The sequence below is a fragment of the Escherichia sp. SCLE84 genome, assembly GCF_012584495.1.
Classification (GTDB): domain Bacteria; phylum Pseudomonadota; class Gammaproteobacteria; order Enterobacterales; family Enterobacteriaceae; genus ECMA0423.
On record NZ_CP051431.1, the window covers coordinates 89,810 to 109,719 of the forward strand.

A 19,910-nucleotide genomic window follows, 5' to 3' on the forward strand; every position below is an offset into this window, starting at 1 on the left:
AACAGCCCTGCATTTCTGCAAAGGCTGAAAGAGTGTGTACGGACTTTGGAAGGAGTGATGATATACGCCTGAGCCATCCCATCACCGCAGACAGGGTAATTAACCCTGACTAAAGCTTTCACCTATTCCGTCGCTCGCAAGCGGCTTTCGCACACTAACGAAGGTATGGCCTTTCGTCGGTGTTAAATTTTTCGGCTATTTGCAATCTGAGGTTGGATTGTAGATTTTAGTTAGAAATGGATCAAAGTCCGTTTTGTGCAAAACTTGGTTGACAACCCTCTTTTGGATGATGTGCCGTTTCGTGCAAAAGTTGGTTGGAGGCCAAGATGGCAGAGTTCGTAGGTTCGGCTGCTTCGCAAGCTGATTTCATTTGGAAGAACGCGGAAGACCTGTGGGGGGGGGATTTCAAGCATACCGACTTCGGCAAGATCATTTTGCCGTTTACCCTGCTGCGTCGATTGGAGTGCGCACTGGAGTCTACACGGGAAGCATCGCTCGATAGCCAACCAGCCACGATTGAGTTCTTAGAAGCAGAGTTCAGTGTTGATTTCGATGCGCTGCTATCTTGACCGCCAATCAGACCCGCATGGTTCAGGTTTGTGTATGAGAGTCCCCAAATGGCTGTAGTTCTAACCAAAGCCTTGATTGAAGCCGGCCGCACCGGAAATAGTGGGTACAGAAAAAAGCAGTTGCTTGCGCTGGGCGTAAGTAACCCGCCGAAAAGCGGCTGGATCGAACGACTGATCGGCACTGAGGTATCTGACGAGCAGTACGAACGCTTTCTGGGGCACAGCACGAGCAAGCTGCATATTCCGGTCGAAAATGAACACCTATTCCGGTTTAAAATGAACGCTGATTCCGGCTTGCGTGTACACCGATTCCGGACACCTCAGTGCACGTACTCTGATGTCAGATGAACCGTCCTGTTCCAACGTCTTGGATCCACAACTGCCGCGCTGCGCTTGGCTGCTGGCTTGTTCAGTGAGTCGAAAAGATGCCTCCCCTCAAAGCTCAGCTTCTGCTCGAAGAATCCCTGTCCGCATACTTTCCGGAATCACTGTTCAACTTCACCGGAATACGCACAAGCAGGCTGAACAGATCCTACGCGGAGAGCAGCCAGCCAAGGGGCTTCAGTATGCAAAGCGAGCGAAGAAGCTCGCTTCTGAAAGAAAAGCCACAATTGATCTGGATAACGAGCACCTGTCTGAAATCGAAAAGTATCGGTAGCCCTAGACTTTTAGCCGCTGAAGATCTCTTAGATACCATTGGTGAAACTTGCTGAAGTCAGCCTTCTGTTTCTCTACCGTGCTTTTATAGATCGCATCACTGGTAACCGCACAAGCAGTCCAGCCAGCCTCATAGACGAAGCGAGTAGCTATCGGTGACTTCTTCGGGGTGCTATCCCAGCGGTTTTTGAGCCACCGCGCAAGCCCTTCATCAAGAGGGACAACCAGATTTAGCTGCTGTTTTGTGCGAGTGATACCGACATAAAACAGCCGACGTTCCTCCTCGATTACCTCTTCGGTCGGAGGGGTGTTCATCGATGTGCGAACGCTGTAAACATCATCGGGTTTGCCGCCAGGAAATTCCTGCTCATTCAGCCCGACCAGTATTACGTTATCCCACTCCAGCCCCTTGGAACCATGCAGTGTGGAAAGGATGAAGGGATCGCAGTCAGTTGCAGCCTCGCCTGGATTCAAGATAAGGTTTAAAAACGTGCGGGAATCGATCTTACTGGAGACAAGTAGCTCCTCGATCCTCTTGACCCCTCGTTGCTGGTCGTTCGATCCAGTGCGAGTTACACCCTCAGAGCCAACACTATCAATGAAACCCTCCATACGCAGGCGTAGTAACACATCGATAGCAGGCGTTTCCTCTCCGTCTTTCTGGCAGATAGTGGCGAGCCTGCCCAGCCGATCTTTTTGGTTTTGTGCGCCCTCGAATAACTGGCCTAGAGCAGACCATAGGTCGGCGTGCGGAGCCATCAATCCACTGAGCGCCGCTTTGAATTGCCCTTTCTGCCAGCTAAAACCAGCCTCCTTCAGAAAGCCGTAAACAATCGCTTGTTTGTTGGGATGGTTTTCCAGTAGCCGCAGATCGCCGTACACAGACAGCAAGACGCCAACTACCAGTATCCCGATTTCAGTGCGGGTGTGTAATGCGCTTGAACCATTGAGGTAGCGATAAGGTAGCCCACACAGGCGTAAAGTAATTTCCGCCTCAGCAAGGTTCGCCTTAGTGCGGGACAATATGGCTTGTGTTCCACTGCTCACCGAGAGGTTTGATAGCACCTTGGATAGGCAGTTATCAAAGTGCAATCTGACCTCTGTTTTGGGGGTGCTAGGATGACTGACACAAAGCTTGGTCAGCTTTGTAGAGTTGCGCCGAATTACCGAGTTAGCCATCAAGGAAAGCTCATGGCCAAATCTGAACGTGCATGACAGTTGAAACACCTTCGTATTCGGGTAGTGCTTTTCAAACAGTCCGCCGATAAAGTCTGGTCGAGCACCACGCCACTCATAAATACACTGGTTAACATCACCAACAGCCATAACTGACGTATCCGACTTAGATAGCAAGCGGGTCATGTCATGCTGTATCAGGTTAACGTCCTGATATTCATCAACAATGATGTGCTTGAAGTGGGCACCAAGGCTGCTGTCATTACGCAACAGTGCGACAGCCTCAACCAAACAGTCATCAAAGGTTCGCAGACTGTTTTCCTCCAGCAGCTCACAATAGCGGCCATAGGCGCGAATAAACTCCCGTTTGATGTTGCTGAACGTTGGATCATTGGCAGCATCAACAGGAGTTACGGCCGCCGCCCGGCAGCGAGCAATAAACAGCTCGAAGTTTTCAATTTCATTGGGGTCAATAAAATTCGCCTCATGGTCAAAGCCATAGCAGTAGGCTTGCTTTACCAGTTGCTCATAGCGGTAGTCGCTTGGAGTAATGAGGTCTTTCTTCTTGATTATCTGTTGGCGTTCTCCGTAACCAACAATCTTTAAGGCCAAGCTGTGGAACGTGCGGATTTCTGGAATCACGCTCGACATCAGTGCCGTCTTCAACTTCTCCGTGAAGCTCACCTGCGCCGACTTGTTGTACATCAGGATCAGAATGGAGCGAGGATCAGTTCCCGTCTTGACCAGCCGCTCAACGCGCTTTACAAGTATGGTTGTTTTCCCGCTACCAGGTACGGCTTTTACCAACGCATGTCCGGTGTCATGGCTGACAATACTTTTCTGCTCCCAAGTCAGTCTTTTTGTCATGCCTTAACCTTGTAATTGGCGCACTGACGGGCCTCGGTGTAGGGAACGATCTTTGCTTTACTGTGACATTGCAGATAGCCATCCTCCCATCGGCCTGCTTGCTCGCACATAATGCAGTTGGGAAATAGTGAATGAGGATCGGCGTGACGGATAAAAGCTCGTAAGTTATCTGCCAGCTCAGCGGCCCCTAACGATCTAGGCCATGTGTTCACGTCAGAATTGATTGTTAAATCCACTTCAGCGAGCGGCATCGTTTGTTCGTTGAGTCGGCCGGAACCACTTAAACTCCAGACAGACATATCCACGTTACCTACTGAGCAGACGCCGCTACAGGTGTCCACAGATTGAAACGGGGGAAGCCAGTTGAATACTCTCAGGATCTTCTCCTTGATCGAGTAGGCCCCGGTAAGCAACATCTGAATATCAGAGGCAGATTGGACCTTAAACTCAAGAATCGGGATACCGGCTTCGATCTTGTCTTGAGAGCAGGGGTGTGTGACACAAATCTCTACGTAGCAACGCCTTTCGCCAGTCGTATCATACAACATCACGTCTGGTCGCAGCCCTGTGACCTTATCGTGTTTTTCCAGCTCTGCCTGATCGAAAAATTGAGTCAAGTTGTAGCGTGCAGGCACGGATTTTACGCACTGACGTGCTTCGTCTCTAACTAAGGCTAAATGAGGACCATTACAGGCAACCCGGCGCTCCAGCTCAAGGCTAATAGGCATTTCACGGCTGAGAGCTTGTTGGTAGCGATAGAAGAATGCTTCTTTGCCGCACTTGTGAAGATAGGTTTCAAGGGCACAGCATTCTTCCGAATGGCGAAAGTGCTTAGCGTTGAACTCGCCCATTACCGGGGTCAGGGGGCTCTTACAACCTGGGCAGGTGTAAGTATGTGAGCGCAGGGCAGCGCCAATGTGCGTGAGGGTGCCCTCGTCGTCTAGCGCGTAAGCGTATTGTATTGAGCTGGATTGAGTTGTCATGACTGCGTAGCCTCCCAAAAAAATCCAGCTAAGAACAGACCTTACGACAGGGAAATGGTAAGTAGTGCTTCTTGAAGCAGTCGAGTGTACAGCGGCTCAGTGAAAAAGCTAATCGCCCGCTCAACAACCTAGTGATACTGGTGCAGATTCGACAATGAGTTAATGCCCGGAGAGCATCTGCAAGACTTCTAGCTGGAAGGCATTCCAACCAGCCCTCGCTTCTGAAAAGCCGTCAGGAAACGGTAAAATCCAACCAAGTGAGCAACTTCACTTGATCAAAGATCTAAGGCTAGAATGATGGAATTACAACCTTAGTTTGCAAATAGCCAATTTTTCAAACTTTGCTTACTTTGTCAAGGAAGGTGACCGCAGTAGCAGGCACAACTACTTTAATCTGTATGAATAATAAGGTAGAACCGGCCAGTGAATGAATGCTTACCCTGAAATCAGGCGGACAACCTTCAGGAATATTGATAGCAAGACTGAATCTCTCGCTGCGGCGATAAACATTTCGCCATAACCCTGAACGAGAGTGGTTCATCCATCATATACAGGAGCGTTACATGCGCAAATTTAAGTACATAATCTGTCACCAGTCCTGACCAAGGTCCTTTCGCCCGGGATGTTAGGTTGAATTGCTACGGGCGATGTGTTGTCACCGGCGTAAGGTCCCCCTGGCGTACTGAGGCCGCGCACTTAACGCCACGTCATGAAGAAGGCATTCCCGACGTAACGAACGGAATTTTACTTCGCCGTGATATCCATACACTGTTCGACAATGACCATTGCGCCATAAACCCTGACACTATGAAAATTTACTTCAGCCGGGAGGCCCGGGAGTTGGATGATGATCTCCTGAAATGGCATGGGAATGAGATAGAGACGACACGCATGCAGGTTCCGGTTAACATCGAAAACCTTCGGATACGATGGCAAAAATTTAAGGCTAAGGATCGTCAGCGTAAATAAAGCCATAAGCTGAACCACGGCGAGGATTAGTCTTGTTCACTAAATGACAGCGAGAGATTAAATGCAAACCCAAAAAGAAATTACAGTTGGCCAGATCTGGGAAGAAGTGGATCCAAGACTGATCCGGAAAGTGCGGGTTGTTGAGGTGGCCTCGTTAGAAGGGCCCAAAGGCATCCTTATCGAAAACGTGGAGTCTGGTCGTAAGAACTGGGCGTCGTCATCCCGCTTTAATGGAAAGCGTGGAGGGTATCGTCTTATTTCCTGACGGTTTTGCCAATATGGGAAACTGAAGAGGTTGAAACCATCCCGGTGAGGGAGCATATCTGGTAAAGAAGAGTCTTTAAAAAGGTTTTACGCGACCTGGGATAATAAACGGGAAAACGATACCCAAAAAAAGAATACAGCGATGATAACGATAAGGAATGGTAAGGGCTTCAATATTTTGAGAAATGCCCTGGCTTCCTTTGCATCTGCATTTCTAATCAAACTGTCCACATAGGGATCACAGCTCTTAGGTTCTGAATTTTTCATATGTTCTGTACCTGAAATTGATTCCGTATGAGAAAAGGCCACCGAAGTGGCCTCTATCAAAACTGGTGGCAAAAGTTAGATCAGGAAATCATCAAGACTTTTACCGGCTGCAATTTGTTCTGCCAGAGCTTTGGGGGTACGGCCCTGTCCAGTCCACGTTTTTGTTTCGCCATTTTCATCAGTAAATGAGTATTTGGCCGGGCGTGGTCCACGGCTTTTCTTGGTAGCCGTAGATTTGGCCTGGAATGAGCCAAGCAGCTCTTCCGGGTTGATACCATCTTCTTCCATTAACTTACGCAGGGCGTCAAGTTTCTCCTGACGAGCTTGCAGTTCGGCAGCTTTGGATGATTCTTCCTGACGACGCTCATCAACAATGACATTAAGCTTTTCGAGGATTTCCTCAAGTACTTCTAAAGGCAGCTCGCGGCCCTGGGCGCGAAGAGTACGAATATTGTTTAACGATTTGAGTGCTTCAGACATACGACCCCACTTTCTAATTCTTTGATAAGGATTTACTTAATCATAATACACTCTATAAGGAAAAAGATGCCAGCTTTATGTCTTCAGGTACAAAGATATCTTGCTAAGAATACTCCTTATCTTCCTTGTGCAGACTGTTTCGTGCTTTCGATGTTGTTCATGAGTCTTAAAATCTGCTCACTGTTTAGGGTACTCATGCTGTAAATCAGCAAGAAGGAAGCGCAGAACAACATAAGCAATCGGAAAAGGAAACCATGCCAGTGACAGGCCATATATAGCGGAGATAAACATAGGGTAATTTAACTCACTTACAAAATTCGCTTCATTGTATTGTTGAATCGAAATGGCAGAAGCAAAAATTATAATTAAAGTAAGAAAAATCCACTCTAGCCATCTCTTTTTATAACAAGCATAAGCGAAAGCTGTAGGGTAAAAAATAAAGCAAAAAAATTCCAGCTGCAATTACGTTCATAAAAGTAACTTTCCTGATAGCGCCGTTATTTTTCGAATGCAGTATCATGAACAACTGCCATAACATTGATGATTGGCTTTCTTTTTCTGAAGAACCTTCCGCGCGGCAAAGTTTCTCCCGCTTTGAGACGATAAAGCCAGAAAACATAAGCCGGAGGAACATTGCTGTCAAAAATATCTGAACAAGTTTGAACTGTGATGCCTACTGTATTGTCTTTCCTCATCTCTTTAAAAGTGCCTTGCAATGCAGCGGATAACGTCATTTTTAAGAAACCTTTTTTCTGTTTGAACGGATAGACTTGACTTAGCTGGCTTGACTGTAATGTTTGCCACTAAAGATCCCTCGTTCTGAGGATGCAGGCACTACAAAGTTACCGTCAGGTCTAATCATACGAGTTTGGATGAAATTTTTGCCGGATTTGGTTTTTTCAACCTGGTGCTCGATCTTCCATTCTTCTTTGACGGGACCGGATGACAAATGAACTAGAACCGGTACTTTTTTACGTGTTCTATCCAGAACAATACAATTTGATTTATCCGTATCAAAGCTTCCCTGAAGAGTATTCAAAGAGCAATTATCATATCCCTCAACCGGAACTGCATTACCTTGGATATCAATTTTGAATCCTCCAGCTATTACAATTTCGGGTGCGTTATCATTTAAAGTCTCGTCATAGGCAGCATCAACTACATCGCAAGCAGTAAGAGTAAGTGACGATGCCACAGCAAGACACAATAAAGAAAATCTGTTTTTGAACATATTTGAGACCTTTTATAAAAATAAAATAACAGGAGAATTGTATCATTAACAGTCTAGTTCTAACGACTACCACTTTTAAGTATGTATTGAGCCAGTTTTATATTCAGGCACACCATATTGCACTCTAGCTCTTTCATCATTCTTGAAGAACTCTTAATTAAGTATTCTTCAAGTGGGCCAGCATATGCCCCTGATGTCACGATCGTTAGTTGCGTAAGAGGATGAGTCAAACTCTCAATGCCCTTCAGGATGTCATTCTGGACAGCAGCAATATAAACAGGCGAAGCCGCAATCAAATATTCATCATTCGGGCTGGACTGCATTAACTGGCTTATAGTTGCGCAACGGTTATGCTTACCTAGTGATTTTGTGATGGCTTTCCACCAGAGATCATGCCTGAATGGTACTTGATGAAATGTCGCCTCGTAAGAGGGCACCCGATCTCGACTATTTAAAAACCCCATCCCGGCAGAGATTATCCACAACTCCAGATTTCTGGTTGAGTTTAAAATTTCCTTTGCCGTAGACCAGTGATTACCTGAATACAAGGACAATGCCGGTACCGCCTGATTACTTCTGGCGTCGTCTACAATGTTACTCCAGGCATATGCTGCGTCGTCCGGGGTTTGTTTTGGATCTATGTCCAATGTCGGCCAGACGTGGCCCTGATGATTCTTGCCCTTTGTACAGGAAGTGATTAAGTGTACTGAGCGTTCAGAGAACATTATCTTCCTTACATACCCATAGAACAGCTTTCTAAGAACGGTGGGCTCGCCTGAAAATTACAAATCAGCCCCTTTCACGGCATCATTTTGATTCTTCGCGTCTGCCCCCAGTAAGATGACCGGTTTTCTGCATGACAGTGTTATTCCTAACAAACGCAACACAAAACCACGCCAGCCAGAGCAAATTTTTTCATTTGCTGCGTAAAGCCTATTGTTTTCTCTTTTAAGCTTCGCCCACTCGTTACAGAGGGTAACATCATCAAGCGCTGTTATATGCTTCGCCTCACCTTCGACGATAACGGTATGGATACCGTATGCTGTAAATCTCATACTATTTTCCAGAACCCAGTTGCGGTATTCGTCGAGTCCACCTTCGGAACCGGTAGCTCTGCGCCACATTTCAATTTGCTTGTGTGATGGGTCAAGTGTACTTGTCATTGAAGCCTCGTCTCAGCGATAACGCTTGAAATAGCCCGCTTTGGTCATCATGAAATTAGCCATCTGACTGGCGATTTGATTGTATCTTACTCATAGTGCCCTACCTATAGGTTAAAAAGGGGCATTTTCGCTTTATAGCGTGTTCAGCAGCATCAATCCTCCCAAGAAAGGCTGGCTTATTAAGCCGGTCCATCATTTTCTGTATATCTCTCATCAATTTTTATATCCGCCCTGGAGTGCACCGTTCAAGCACACCGATTAGGCAGATAGTCACTAGTTAACTCTTTACTAGTGACTAAATTCCATTGATATACGTGACAACGTCACGTCATGAAAGCTTATAAATGCCTATTTTTCATACAATGGGATTTAATTAGGAGTAAATCCCATAGGCTTACATAAGGATGACAATTAAAAGCGTTAAATATCAACCAGATAGAATGATTACCCCCAATTAATGGGCTCATCACATTATTTCACTGGCTGGGGTTATTGCTGGCATATCTGAAAGTGCTAATATGTTAGTCATTAGTAATTAGTAAAGCCTTTACTAAACGCGTTTCTACGTAAATTCTATAGGTTTTATAGTGTCCTACCTTTGCTCAAATCAAAATGTTCTGACATACCAAAATGGAGTGTAAAATGACTCAAAACCAGGGTTCTGAGCCAGTACCGGCGAGCCGGACAGGGCAGCTCATCAGCGCCCGGGATATGGCCATGCAGAAATTCGAAGAAGGGATGCGGTTAATCTCGGAAGCGTCGGAACTGTGCGGTCTCTCTCTCTTCACCAGCAGAATTATGCAGCCCAACGCATTTGGTCTTCCGTCGTCACTGGATCGCACCATCGAGGAGGGGCGTAAGGAAATTGACCGTAAAACGTGGAAAAGGCTCTTTGAAGAAACAGGTATGGACCGGTACTGGAACCATAAGCAAAAAGAAGCCTTTAACGAATCCCTTCGTACGGATCCGCCCGTCGCTTCCCTGGAGATTGTTAAGGGAACATTACAGCATGCACTGGCTAACAGACGAGACACCCTTGCAGAAGGTTTCGTTGATGTTCTCAACAAGCTTGACCGAAGTTTCAAAAGCAATGCCAGGCAATATACAATGCCAAAAAAGCTTGTTCTTCGGGGGATTTTTCCTGGTGTGAACGTGCTGAGGTACAACGGTTTCTCGCAGGACAATCACTTTTGTTTACGCGACTTTGAGAATATTGTATGCATCTGTTCTGATACTCCAACACCTGCAACCGGCGGTGGGCTGAGTATGGTCGACAGGCTGACGGCCATGAGAAATACAGAATTCACAGGCGAGGTCAGTGATGAGAATGGCTGGCGGTGTCGCCTGTTTGAGAATGGAAACGTTAATATTTGCATCGACAGTATCTCGCTTCTGAATGCTCTGAACGATCTTATCAGCATATATTTTGCAAACCAGCTTCCGGCCGCAGGAAAAAAATGATGATTGAAAATGATAAAGAAAAAAGCCTGAACGATGCTACCCCGCCAGAGGTGCAGAATGACATCCGCAGCGAATCCACTGAAAAATCAAAGGAAATGGGTCGTTCAAGGTACTCATCTATCGCGATGATCGATTACTTCAATGCAATCGAACGTCTGTGCAAAGAGAAAGAAATTAACCCGGAAAATATCGATCTGAGCTTCAAAGTTCACTGGCTCAGAAACGCTGTTGGCGGCTCGTTTGCAAGGTCACAGGAGATGTTCGCGGAGTACCAGAAGTATGTTAAAGAGGTTCCTGAAGAGGCCCGTTACCTGGATATACCCGATGAGGTAAAGGTTGCACTCGGCGATATTATCTCGTACATCACCTGGCACTACCGTAGAAGCTATACCGCAATACAGAATGATAGTGTTAAAAAAGCTGAAGCACGTAGCATGCAGCTGGAGGAGGAGGTAACGCAGCTGTTACAGCGGCTTGAGCAAAGCGCTACCGATATGGATGAGCTGAAACTTGAGAATCAGGCACTACAGGGTCGATTAGAGATCCGGGACAGTACCGTCAAGGAGTTAGAAACAAGGCTGAATGTTGCCGAAGCAGAACTCGAAACCTGCCATCACCAGTTAGATAGCACACGGCATGAATTGAGCCTCGCACAGCAGTCAAATGACTCACTCTCCCAGCAACTGGCTGAACGTAAAACAGAGATCGCTGGTCACCTTGAATATCAAAAAAAGCTGAACGAAGAGATCAACACGCAGCGTTCTGATAACGCCGGTCTTTCCAGACAATGCGACCAGTTAAGTCAGACTGTGTCAGATACAAAGGCAGAGAGGGACAGGTTTGAACAGGAATTGATTGCTGCACAGAACCTTTGTACTGAGCTGAAAAGTGCACTGTCCGGGAAAGAGGGTGACCTGGTGGCGGTGAATGCCGAGCTTACTGAACTCCATAAACTAAACGAGTCGCTGAGCGCCGACCTGAATAAAGTAACTTTGGTCAGCCAGGGCTATGAAGCGGAAGTGGCTGAACAAAGCAATGAACTCAAAACGCTCCAGGCCAAAGTAATGAAGCTGGAAGCTACCCTGGAGGCGGAGAAAACAATCTCAGAATCCCTAAAAGGCACCATTGATACATTAACTGGTGCAATGGCAGGGGGAGGTACTGGAAAGTCAAAACAGCCGCGTAGCAGAAAAACATCATGATAAATGAAGCCAGGTTGATACACTTCTCTGCATCCCCTGGCACATAAGAACTTCTGCGGACATTCAGCCCGTCCGCAGGAGTTTTCGTCCTTCAGTCAACAAATGCACTACCTTTTTTGAGTCTCCACTTTCCAGAGCAGAAAACACGTTACCGATTCTACCAACAGCTTGTATCTGAGTGATAACCCCAGTCTTGTAATCATCTAGGATCCCTGACAGGAAAGCGTTCAGTTTTGTCTGTTCGCTTAGCGAAAGCATGTAGGACATTTTTTCTCCATTTTAAGCAGGTGTGTCAGTTGAAAGAGGTTTGCGTGATTCTGGAAAATGAGGCAGCACCATAGTTTCAGATGCTGTGGTCGCATCCCAGTGCCACCATCCATAAGGCCCATATTCACGGTTGTAATAATCTTTTTTGAGTTGCTTTCGGGCCAGATAAGCAGGAGTGGCCATACCAAATACTTCCATCGGGAACGGCTTATCGCTTTTTGTGTCGAGCAGGTAGAAGTCAGGGAACACCTCACTAATACTCGCATCATAACGCATGGGCTTAACGTACTGCCGGTGCTCTGCATCCAGCTTTTCTGCAACAACCGCCTCATAGGAGGAGTCCAGAGGTATCCAGTTCTCGCTAACGTGCATCAGCACAATTTGATGAGCTCTTACAGAAGGGCCTCTGCCGGTTACCGCAGCTGGTGACGTCAACGCAAAGACAACTATTTTCGCCCCGGATTTCCATGCTGCGTACTCCGATGAAAATCGTTTCTTTACGCTATCCCAATGGACTTCTGAATTGAAAAAAATCAGCGGTAGCCCCCCAAAATTCCGCAGGGGTAAAAATTTAAGTGGCTTCTCATGCTTTTCAGCATCGTAGCGAGGTAAAACTGACAGGAGCATGAGACGTTTATCACTCATCGCCTGTGATGAAAGACGCTGAATTTGCGACTGAGCGACAGGTTGTTTCGGGTCAGGTACACCAATGAATAAATGGTCACCTATGCAGGCTCTGCCGGTACGAATTTGTTTAGCGGTTTCAAGCAGACGATACCGTACCAGTGAATCGTTACGTTTCCCTGCCATTTTCGGGTACCAGACATTCAGACCAGACTCTGTCCACAAAAGACTAAGCAAGCCCAGGAGGGTCATTGAGGCCTGACCTCCTTCTGGTCGCTGAACATGGGGCAGGGGAGGCACTTCTGATTTTTCAGGAGGATCTTTCTCTGTCATACCGATACCGAGCCTTACAGCCATATCACCTTCGGTTGTAATCCGGACCACACCACTCGCATATCCTTTCAGGCCGGTATGCCGGGCATCAAGGGAGAAGAATACACAGGAAGGATCATGCTCAATGCCCGTGTTAGCGGCTTTGACGAGAATAAAGGCATCACCGTTCGGTAAAGCACGAACATAAAGTCGCTTTTCTCCTTTTCCACGACATCCGCAGGTGATGACTGATTTTTGACCTGAGGTGTGGTGTGCCTTTTTAAGAGCCGACTGCCACCCTTTAGCAAACTCATCCTGCGTTTGAAAGTCAGGTGAATACCTTTTGACGTTTGGATCGTCGTCGTAAGCAATCATCACTGCGAATTTTTGGCTCATAGTAGTCTCCTAAACAGGAAGTTTAATATCCCAACCAGAGCAACACTTCCTGAGCGTCATACTGTTCCTTTACGCCCATGTCGCTAAAGAATTCTTCGAAATCTGTTTCGGGAACGCAATGCCTGGACAGTTCTTGTAATGCTCGTTCTTTAGATACCGTCTCACCTTCAGCTGATTCGAAATACGTCATGGTTGACCTCTGACATTATTACAACAATCTTAAGCATTTAAATTGATGAAGGAGCTCAGGTCAGCTGACTTCGTCGTAAAACTGCCGCAAGCGCTGGGAGGCTGCAAATTCAATTCGTGACTTCAGCAGTTTGGCGACGGCCGCAAAGACATCAACGACCACGGAGTTCCCAAACTGTCTGTAAGCCTGTGTATTGGACACAGGGATACGGAAAACACTTTCCCCGGGTTTATCGAAGCCCATTAGCCTGCTGCATTCACGTGGCGTTAGCATGCGTGGCCGACGGTCCATGTTGTATGTGTTATGGAAATCAGTTTCTCCCAGTTCATGAGACCAGCCCCGATCAATAAGAATTTCAGATCCGTCTTTCATATAGCGGCTTGAGAGGGTTCTGGTGACACTATTAACATTGGAAGGATCTACTAGTCCAAAACCAAAACCATTGCCTTTTGCCGCATGTTTCTTTGCATAGTTGTATAAGTACTCCCAGAGTTTAGGGGAGAGGATGTATTTACTATCTACGCTCGGATCCAGTAAATCTGAGAGAGAAGGGCGCTTGTCCGGATAAAAGTCTTTAATGTCTCTCAGAGTAAAACCGTCTTTCAGACGTAGGTCGCGGCGAAAACCAATAAGGACGATACGTTCACGGTGCTGGGGTCGGAAATGACGGCCATCGATGACTTTAGGATCATCCGCGCCCGTGCTTTCGCTGTTTGCGACGTCGTAGCCAAGCTCATCGAGCGTTTTCATGATGATGTTAAAGGTATTACCCTTATCGTGACTCTTCAGATTTTTTACGTTTTCCAGAACAAAAATTGCAGGTTGTTTTGCCCGGATGATCCTGGCCACATCAAAGAAGAGCGTACCCTGAGTGTCGCACTCGAAACCGTGTTTGCGACCCATAGAGTTCTTTTTACTGACACCGGCGATGCTGAATGGCTGGCATGGAAATCCCGCAAGAAGAACATCATGATCCGGGATAGAGGCATCGATAAATTTGTATGCCTCGTCATCAGTAACCTCGGGCCGGTTGCTAAGAGTGATGTCACGGATGTCTGAATTGAAGCGGTGCTCGTTCTCATCGCAATACCAGTTCGCCCGGTAAGTACGGCTGGAATAAGTATTCCATTCGCTCGTGAAAAGACATTTACCACCGATGGCATCAAATCCGCTTCGCAGTCCACCTATCCCTGCAAACAGATCGATAAAGCTAAAGTGCCTGTCCTCATAATCAGCAGGTCGTGAAGGTATTAAAGTCTGTAGATAGCGTCCATCTGCGATACTCAGCTCACAATGCTCAGGTATGCATGTAACCTGACGTTTAAGGGATGCACGGGACCAATTACTGCCATTTTCATCATTTAATACCTGAGCCAGATATTTCAGGTCATAAATGGTCGAAGCTGTTAACAAAGTTTTGTGGATCAGAGATGGTGTTTTATCCACATCATTCAGGTCTGTCTCAAGATCATGAGTGTAACGTTTCATCCAAACTCTCTCAGGAATAATATCTTTGAGATAGATTAACACGCTTAATTTGGATTATTTTTTGGTTCAGGTTCTAAATTTATTGTGATTATTCTGCCTTTAAGTTGCAAAAAGATTGGTTTTAAGCCCGCCCATGAAATAATGACTTGTTAAAATACTGCCTGTAAATAGGCTTGTGGATACATGTCTGTACTCAACAAATCAAGGTGAAATGATGTTTTTTTTAACAAAGTTACTTTTGCCCATCATGATTGTTGTATTCCCAGTGGCGTCCTGGGGGAACTCAACAACTTTTGAGGCAAAGGTGGTTAAGATTGTTGACGGTGACACCATAACTGCGTTGGATGCTCAAAACACAACCATCAAAATACGGATGTATGGTATAGACGCTCCTGAATCTAAACAGGCTTTTGGCCAAAAAGCAAAACAGGCCTTAACCACAGCTATAGCAACTAAAATCGTTACCGTGATAGACCATGGTACGGATATCTATGGCCGTATGTTAGGTACCATCTGGTTAGATGGATATGATATCAATGCCTCTATGGTGGACAGTGGATATGCGTGGGTTTATCGGTTCGAAGATAACGCCATTGTCCCTGGCTATATCAAATATGAATCCGCAGCACAAAAGGAGGCAAAAGGGTTATGGGCAGACACCAACCCTGTCCCACCATGGCAGTGGAGACAGGCAAACGAAAAGCCCAGAAAGGTGAAAGAGAAGAAATAACCATGATGAAAGAGCCTCATCCGTTACTTCAGTTGGTACTAAACGATTCCGGTCGTCTAACCATGCCTGTTTATTATAGAGATCAACAGTATTGCCCGACTTGCCTTACAAAGGTGTTGAAGAGTGAGGATGGAAGTTTGGCGCACCTCGGGGAAATAAATCAAAATACATGTAGACCTTCTATTTCAGTAGTTGTGACAAAAGCAATTATTGAAATGTTATGTGACGGGGAAAAAATATATGTAAATCCAATACGACACCGAGGCCGGGTGCTGGCACCCTCAGTAATTTTTTCTCCCGACACTCACACTTTCAAACCGTTTATAAATACAGACTATCAGCCTGTGGGAGCAAACTGGAAAAGTGAAAAGGGATATAAACTCGGTCTGTTTTATCTCAAAGATCGAGCCAACTCTATCAATAAAGAGGAATTTGATTTCATTGCCGTTATAGACCCTGAGGCAATGCAGAAAGAATTTATTTCGGCCTGGTCTGAGGTTGATGAAAAAAATCCATTGGAAACGCTGAAGCAGATCTTACGATCTAAAAACAACTCTTCTTTATGGGTAAAATGGCCTGGCAAAATTGAGCATGCGCAAAAAGGAAATTACAACGAAAATTACTGGTTCGATTATCAATCTGATAATCAGGAAGTGAACTGTACGGTCTCTGTTGTAGGTATCGAAGGTAACAGTTCCGGTGAGACAATTTATAGATTGCAAACTTTGCTAAAGCGTAAGCTCAATGAATATCAACTGGTTCGGTCTTTAGGGACTATTATGCTTCTTGATAATACCGGGAATATGATTCCATCAAACCATCCTTATTTTGAAGTCATCTAAAAAGCATGTATAAATGGAGTGCGTGACTTTGTTCGTCAAAACCCGTGGGTAGTCTGACGGTCAACTATAAAGCATAATATAATTAGTAATAACAAGGAACAGACATGAATGAAAACTCAGTAATCTTAATAAGTTTATTTTGGTTTTTTTTGGGATCGAGTGTTGTAGCTGGTTTTATGGATGCATCATTATATTGCTGGATTTTTGCAGCCATAAGCGCATTGTTTCTTCTTTCGGTGATACAAACACCAAAGGAGTTAACGGTATCTATTAGTCATATGACAAGCAAAACGCTGATCTCAAAGACAGATGATGGATACACATTTAGCATTTCACCTTACGGAGACGGGTACCGCTTATCAGTCTCGCCTGAAAATCGTCACAATGGTACCCAAAGCTTTGACGGCTGGTTCCCACGTTTTTTTTCCGAACCACAGTATGCCAAATCATCTTTAACTAAATTTCTCGGTGAGTCCTTAGTATGGGAAGAAGATTCAAGTAATGCTCTATGAGATTACTTATTATAAATTTTTCTATTAATCTCCATGGAGTGATATATGAATTTGGCCTATTTTTTATTTTTGTCTATAACTGTTATGCTTACGAGCTTTATTATTAAATCACTTGTCGTATTGGTAAAGTTCAAATTACTTCGTGATGAACGTCTCGAATATACCAGCAATAAAAATATTGATGAGATGTACGATTTAATGAATGCGAAGGAAGAAATCCTCATAAGGCATCATAAGCAGATGTTGGCATTGCATCTTTCACTATTAATATTCGTTCTATTTATTGCTTACATTTACTAAAAATAATTTTATTCAACATTTCAACAAAGGGTTTTCAATGGAAAGCTTCGAAACTGAACAAATGATTCAATATGCTTTCTACATAAATATCGTAATAACGACTGGTTTGGCATGGTTTTGCTTGCGGTCAGGATTGCATTACAATTTTTTCAGAAAAGCAGAGAGTGCCAGAACAAAAGGGCTGAGTAGTACCTCTACTGAACACGGTCCAGCAATAGTGAGACTAAAGAAGCTACAAGCATTAGTAGATTTTATTAGTAACTGTGCTTTTCTAATCCTTTCAATTGGCACAGCTTATATTTTGTATGTTTGGAGCCACAGTTAACTCATACGAGGTAACTTCGGCAGGTAACAACTTCTAATGCAGGACTTTAATAACTCTAAGGGATTCTACATGAAAAAAGACGATCTAATTACGCGTTGTAAATTACTTAAAGGCGAACGCGATGAGTCTATCTTTACCATATTAATTGGGATAGTAGTAAAGCTGGGGCTGGTAGGCCTGGCATTCTATCTGTTGCTTGGTTCCACGATTGATTGGTCAAGCTGGAAAACTTATGCCGCCATGTTGATCTTGGGAGCATTTCTCTAAAATCTTGAACCTTTTTTCACTCATTACAAGCCATGACCTAGTGCGTAGATCATACGATCTTTAAACCTTATGTCATTGATTTATAAGTACATATAACAAAGATTATGTTAAATACTGTATGTATGTACAGCATCAACAGTTGCCCCCCTCATATTGAGGTAATTGCTACATTCATACCACTATTCTTCTTATAGTATCGACATCCTGAATTATTGCACCCTACTGCTTTGTCTTTAGCTGTTCCGAATTAAAATTCATTGCTCAATTTGGATCACATGACGATCAGCGTATTCCTTTGCTTTATCAAAGTTAAGTTTTTAAAACATAAGATATGTAATGACAAATTCTCAATCTGATTTTCCTTTGAACGATCAAAATTTTCAGGCAGATTTGCTGAAAATCAAAAAGGTTTTCGCCGACCTTATAACGCAGGCATCAGATGGTAAGATACCCATAAGGTCTTCTCATGTACACGGCTTACACCATTTCGAGGAGCTCTACATCCGGGCAAGAGCAGGCATGTGTTCGGTCCTGGGATATCCGGTCATGGTTGTTTCAACTATCTCAGTTAAAGAGCCCGGCACAGGCATTTTTAGAGCGCTTCTTGCAGAATTGAAATGTATTGCAGATGAACAAAATTACATTTTGAAAATTGAAAATGTACTGCCTCCCCTATTCCGCAAATACCTTATTCAAGAAGGTTTTGTTTTCCCAGGTGAACCTTGGATGTGTGGTTCCGGCTATTGGTTTAAGAACCCACAAGTACTTCATGAAAATATTGAGTTATTATCTGTTTAAGTCGATCTAACAATTTCACTGGAGCTAACATGTCCCCGGAATTGGTATCAGACATTGCAAGAGTGGCGCATGAAAAGCTACTTTCAATTTTAACGGAGTGCGGCATAGAGAAGACGGCAGGCACTTGCCTTTTTGCAAGCTATCTTGTGTGTTATTTAGCAAAAACTAAAGGTCTAGATGCTGTTGTCCGTGGGGGTAACGGTGCAGATGATGGCGGTATATTTATAGAGTGTGGTGGCTTTGGCCATTATTGGTGTGAGTTGAATTTCGAAGAAGTGCAATATTATATTGACATCACTTCCGAACAGTTTGGGTTTCATCCATACATAGTGAAACTCGCCAACGATATAACAGGATGGCCTCGATATATTCCTGGTGATCAGGAAACGGTCGATAGTCATTTAGAACAATTATTACGCGACGGCTATACAGAATAGGCTGCGTATACCCTATCGCAGCCTTTCAGGCTCTTAACCCTTGTGACCTGTTAACGGAACCACTCAGGATGACGCTGCCGATCAACTTTGATAACCTGCGAATTAAATTCAACGACATCCGCTGGAGTAAGCATTAATTCATCAGGATTTACAATAAATGGTCTTAAAACCACTTCGCCACCGTCTTCTTTTGCACCGTAGATATTAATAAGAAAGTGCAGTCGTTGATTTCCTTCAGCATTGCGTTGCCATTCTCTAAAAGTCAAAGTTTGTTTAATATAGTTTGTTAAAAGAAATGCGAATTCAGATTCTTCCGTTTGTGAGATACCGATTTTGTTAGACATTTTTTTTAGTATCTTTCCGAGCATGGACACACAGGCATCTAGACTTAACGATGTTGAAATTTTGGTCGTATTAAAATCCTCCTGCGAAAGTGAAATCATCCATGTATTATCTTTATGATAGTCGGTAATATAAATAAAATGAGATGTAAAAGGCGTTGAGTGATTGAACTCTCCTAAGTTCCATCCATACTGACTCACTGTATTTGAGCTAAGTTCTTTGTCGGTAATGTTCATAATTCATACCTTTCGATAAAGTCTGTAATGATAATTAGCTATCTCAAAGGACCAGAACAACTCTTGAAATAACCACACTCGAAGAATTTATCATATTGAACACCCCTACCTAATAACCTTGCCGACTTAATAAATCACAATAGCCCTCCCCTGACATTTTAAAATGCTACTTGAATTTTTGATAGCTTATGGTTGTTTTATGTTCTTTGTGATACGCATATGTCATCTTCTCTTTCCAGTACCAATCTTGTAGATCCTGCAAGTCTAGCCCATTTTTCTCACGTATGCTTTCGTGTAATTCGCTAAGCGCGAGTTTATCATTAGGTTTATAAATGGCTAATTTTTCTTCAAATAAATCCAGCCAACGTTTCCCCATCTTACGACGCAAAACAAACACCATCGTGATAAATGTAATGAAATGCACAGCAATTAGTTCCAACTTATGCGATTGCTGACCAGATAAAATTACTATTGTAACAACAGGGATGGCCGTATATAAAGCAATCAAAGCGACCATAAGTTGGTATGGTTTTTCCCGTATTACCATGTTCATGG

At 44.4% G+C, this 19,910-nt stretch carries 23 protein-coding genes and 1 pseudogene; 12 read left to right on the forward strand and 12 right to left on the reverse strand.

Annotated features, from left to right (window positions below):
• Positions 1–326: 326 nt before the first annotated feature.
• A pseudogene (locus HGD79_RS24770) lies at positions 327–563 on the forward strand (type I restriction-modification system subunit M N-terminal domain-containing protein); the annotation flags it as partial.
• 54 nt (positions 564–617) lie between these two features.
• Positions 618–917 carry a hypothetical protein gene (locus HGD79_RS24775; RefSeq protein ID WP_001572440.1) on the forward strand — a complete coding sequence of 100 codons (300 nt, stop codon included), beginning with the start codon at positions 618–620 and terminating at the stop codon, positions 915–917.
• 312 nt (positions 918–1,229) lie between these two features.
• Here HGD79_RS24775 and HGD79_RS24780 read toward each other — a convergent pair whose 3' ends face one another.
• Together HGD79_RS24780 and HGD79_RS24785 are read right to left on the reverse strand one after the other, a co-directional pair.
• Complete coding sequence (locus tag HGD79_RS24780; RefSeq protein ID WP_032192809.1) at positions 1,230–3,269, reverse strand: ATP-dependent helicase; 2,040 nt, start codon at positions 3,267–3,269, stop codon at positions 1,230–1,232.
• Positions 3,266–4,120, reverse strand: coding sequence for a hypothetical protein (locus tag HGD79_RS24785; RefSeq protein WP_074149649.1), 855 nt, complete (start codon positions 4,118–4,120; stop codon positions 3,266–3,268). The genes HGD79_RS24780 and HGD79_RS24785 overlap by 4 nt, the downstream gene beginning before the upstream one ends.
• A 762-nt stretch (positions 4,121–4,882) precedes the next feature.
• On the opposite strand from HGD79_RS24785, the gene HGD79_RS24790 reads away from it, so the two are divergent.
• Complete coding sequence (locus tag HGD79_RS24790) at positions 4,883–5,221, forward strand: HNH endonuclease signature motif containing protein (protein WP_223231361.1); 339 nt, start codon at positions 4,883–4,885, stop codon at positions 5,219–5,221.
• A gap of 61 nt (positions 5,222–5,282) precedes the next feature.
• Positions 5,283–5,486 (forward strand): hypothetical protein, encoded by a 204-nt coding sequence (locus tag HGD79_RS24795; RefSeq protein ID WP_001194555.1) that lies wholly within the window; start codon positions 5,283–5,285, stop codon positions 5,484–5,486.
• Positions 5,487–5,827: 341 nt separating this feature from the next.
• On the opposite strand, the gene HGD79_RS24800 is transcribed toward HGD79_RS24795, so the two are convergent.
• The 5 genes from HGD79_RS24800 to HGD79_RS24820 all read right to left on the reverse strand — a co-directional run bounded on the left by HGD79_RS24800 (position 5,828) and on the right by HGD79_RS24820 (position 8,626).
• Positions 5,828–6,232 carry an H-NS family nucleoid-associated regulatory protein gene (locus tag HGD79_RS24800; RefSeq protein ID WP_001287392.1) on the reverse strand — a complete coding sequence of 135 codons (405 nt, stop codon included), beginning with the start codon at positions 6,230–6,232 and terminating at the stop codon, positions 5,828–5,830.
• A 497-nt stretch (positions 6,233–6,729) separates the two neighbouring features.
• Positions 6,730–6,966 carry a hypothetical protein gene (locus HGD79_RS24805; RefSeq protein WP_000175476.1) on the reverse strand — a complete coding sequence of 79 codons (237 nt, stop codon included), beginning with the start codon at positions 6,964–6,966 and terminating at the stop codon, positions 6,730–6,732.
• Between the two features lie 41 nt (positions 6,967–7,007).
• Positions 7,008–7,463 carry a hypothetical protein gene (locus HGD79_RS24810; protein WP_001572344.1) on the reverse strand — a complete coding sequence of 152 codons (456 nt, stop codon included), beginning with the start codon at positions 7,461–7,463 and terminating at the stop codon, positions 7,008–7,010.
• A 59-nt stretch (positions 7,464–7,522) separates the two neighbouring features.
• Positions 7,523–8,188 carry a hypothetical protein gene (locus tag HGD79_RS24815; protein ID WP_000490638.1) on the reverse strand — a complete coding sequence of 222 codons (666 nt, stop codon included), beginning with the start codon at positions 8,186–8,188 and terminating at the stop codon, positions 7,523–7,525.
• Positions 8,189–8,245: 57 nt separating this feature from the next.
• Complete coding sequence (locus tag HGD79_RS24820; protein WP_001426317.1) at positions 8,246–8,626, reverse strand: hypothetical protein; 381 nt, start codon at positions 8,624–8,626, stop codon at positions 8,246–8,248.
• A 642-nt stretch (positions 8,627–9,268) separates the two neighbouring features.
• Between HGD79_RS24820 and HGD79_RS24825 the strand changes: the two genes are divergently transcribed.
• Entirely contained in the window at positions 9,269–10,087 is an 819-nt protein-coding gene (locus tag HGD79_RS24825) for a DUF4942 domain-containing protein (protein WP_168848543.1), read from the forward strand.
• Positions 10,084–11,289 (forward strand): hypothetical protein, encoded by a 1,206-nt coding sequence (locus tag HGD79_RS24830; RefSeq protein WP_001572381.1) that lies wholly within the window; start codon positions 10,084–10,086, stop codon positions 11,287–11,289. The genes HGD79_RS24825 and HGD79_RS24830 overlap by 4 nt, the downstream gene beginning before the upstream one ends.
• 279 nt (positions 11,290–11,568) lie before the next feature.
• Here HGD79_RS24830 and HGD79_RS24835 read toward each other — a convergent pair whose 3' ends face one another.
• Genes HGD79_RS24835 through HGD79_RS24845 form a run of 3 tightly spaced genes read right to left on the reverse strand, consistent with a single transcriptional unit; the run spans position 11,569 to position 14,566 of the window.
• Positions 11,569–12,888: a DUF1173 family protein gene (locus HGD79_RS24835; protein WP_000078514.1), complete on the reverse strand. Its 1,320-nt coding sequence runs from the start codon at positions 12,886–12,888 to the stop codon at positions 11,569–11,571.
• A 22-nt stretch (positions 12,889–12,910) separates the two neighbouring features.
• On the reverse strand, positions 12,911–13,078 hold the full coding sequence (locus HGD79_RS24840) for a hypothetical protein (protein ID WP_000220758.1): 168 nt from the start codon (positions 13,076–13,078) through the stop codon (positions 12,911–12,913).
• Between the two features lie 60 nt (positions 13,079–13,138).
• The gene (locus tag HGD79_RS24845; RefSeq protein WP_000833382.1) at positions 13,139–14,566 is read right to left on the reverse strand and encodes a DNA cytosine methyltransferase; all 1,428 of its coding nucleotides are present in this window, start codon (positions 14,564–14,566) and stop codon (positions 13,139–13,141) included.
• 214 nt (positions 14,567–14,780) lie between these two features.
• Between HGD79_RS24845 and HGD79_RS24850 the strand changes: the two genes are divergently transcribed.
• The 6 genes from HGD79_RS24850 (at position 14,781) to HGD79_RS24875 (ending at position 18,777) form a co-directional block, all read left to right on the forward strand.
• Complete coding sequence (locus tag HGD79_RS24850; protein ID WP_001572389.1) at positions 14,781–15,296, forward strand: thermonuclease family protein; 516 nt, start codon at positions 14,781–14,783, stop codon at positions 15,294–15,296.
• A gap of 2 nt (positions 15,297–15,298) precedes the next feature.
• Entirely contained in the window at positions 15,299–16,138 is an 840-nt protein-coding gene (locus tag HGD79_RS24855) for a hypothetical protein (protein WP_168848544.1), read from the forward strand.
• Positions 16,139–16,242: 104 nt separating this feature from the next.
• Positions 16,243–16,650, forward strand: a complete 408-nt coding sequence (locus HGD79_RS26755; RefSeq protein WP_001572392.1) for a hypothetical protein — start codon at positions 16,243–16,245, stop codon at positions 16,648–16,650.
• Positions 16,651–17,344: 694 nt separating this feature from the next.
• Positions 17,345–17,542 carry a hypothetical protein gene (locus HGD79_RS24865; RefSeq protein ID WP_000710701.1) on the forward strand — a complete coding sequence of 66 codons (198 nt, stop codon included), beginning with the start codon at positions 17,345–17,347 and terminating at the stop codon, positions 17,540–17,542.
• A 336-nt stretch (positions 17,543–17,878) separates the two neighbouring features.
• Complete coding sequence (locus HGD79_RS24870; protein ID WP_000185304.1) at positions 17,879–18,340, forward strand: hypothetical protein; 462 nt, start codon at positions 17,879–17,881, stop codon at positions 18,338–18,340.
• Positions 18,341–18,369: 29 nt separating this feature from the next.
• Positions 18,370–18,777 carry a hypothetical protein gene (locus tag HGD79_RS24875; protein WP_000074418.1) on the forward strand — a complete coding sequence of 136 codons (408 nt, stop codon included), beginning with the start codon at positions 18,370–18,372 and terminating at the stop codon, positions 18,775–18,777.
• A gap of 50 nt (positions 18,778–18,827) precedes the next feature.
• Here HGD79_RS24875 and HGD79_RS26760 read toward each other — a convergent pair whose 3' ends face one another.
• Both HGD79_RS26760 and HGD79_RS24885 read right to left on the reverse strand, forming a co-directional pair.
• The gene (locus tag HGD79_RS26760; protein WP_001027750.1) at positions 18,828–19,355 is read right to left on the reverse strand and encodes a hypothetical protein; all 528 of its coding nucleotides are present in this window, start codon (positions 19,353–19,355) and stop codon (positions 18,828–18,830) included.
• A gap of 166 nt (positions 19,356–19,521) precedes the next feature.
• Positions 19,522–19,908: a hypothetical protein gene (locus HGD79_RS24885; RefSeq protein WP_181728339.1), complete on the reverse strand. Its 387-nt coding sequence runs from the start codon at positions 19,906–19,908 to the stop codon at positions 19,522–19,524.
• Between the last annotated feature and the right edge of the window lie 2 nt (positions 19,909–19,910).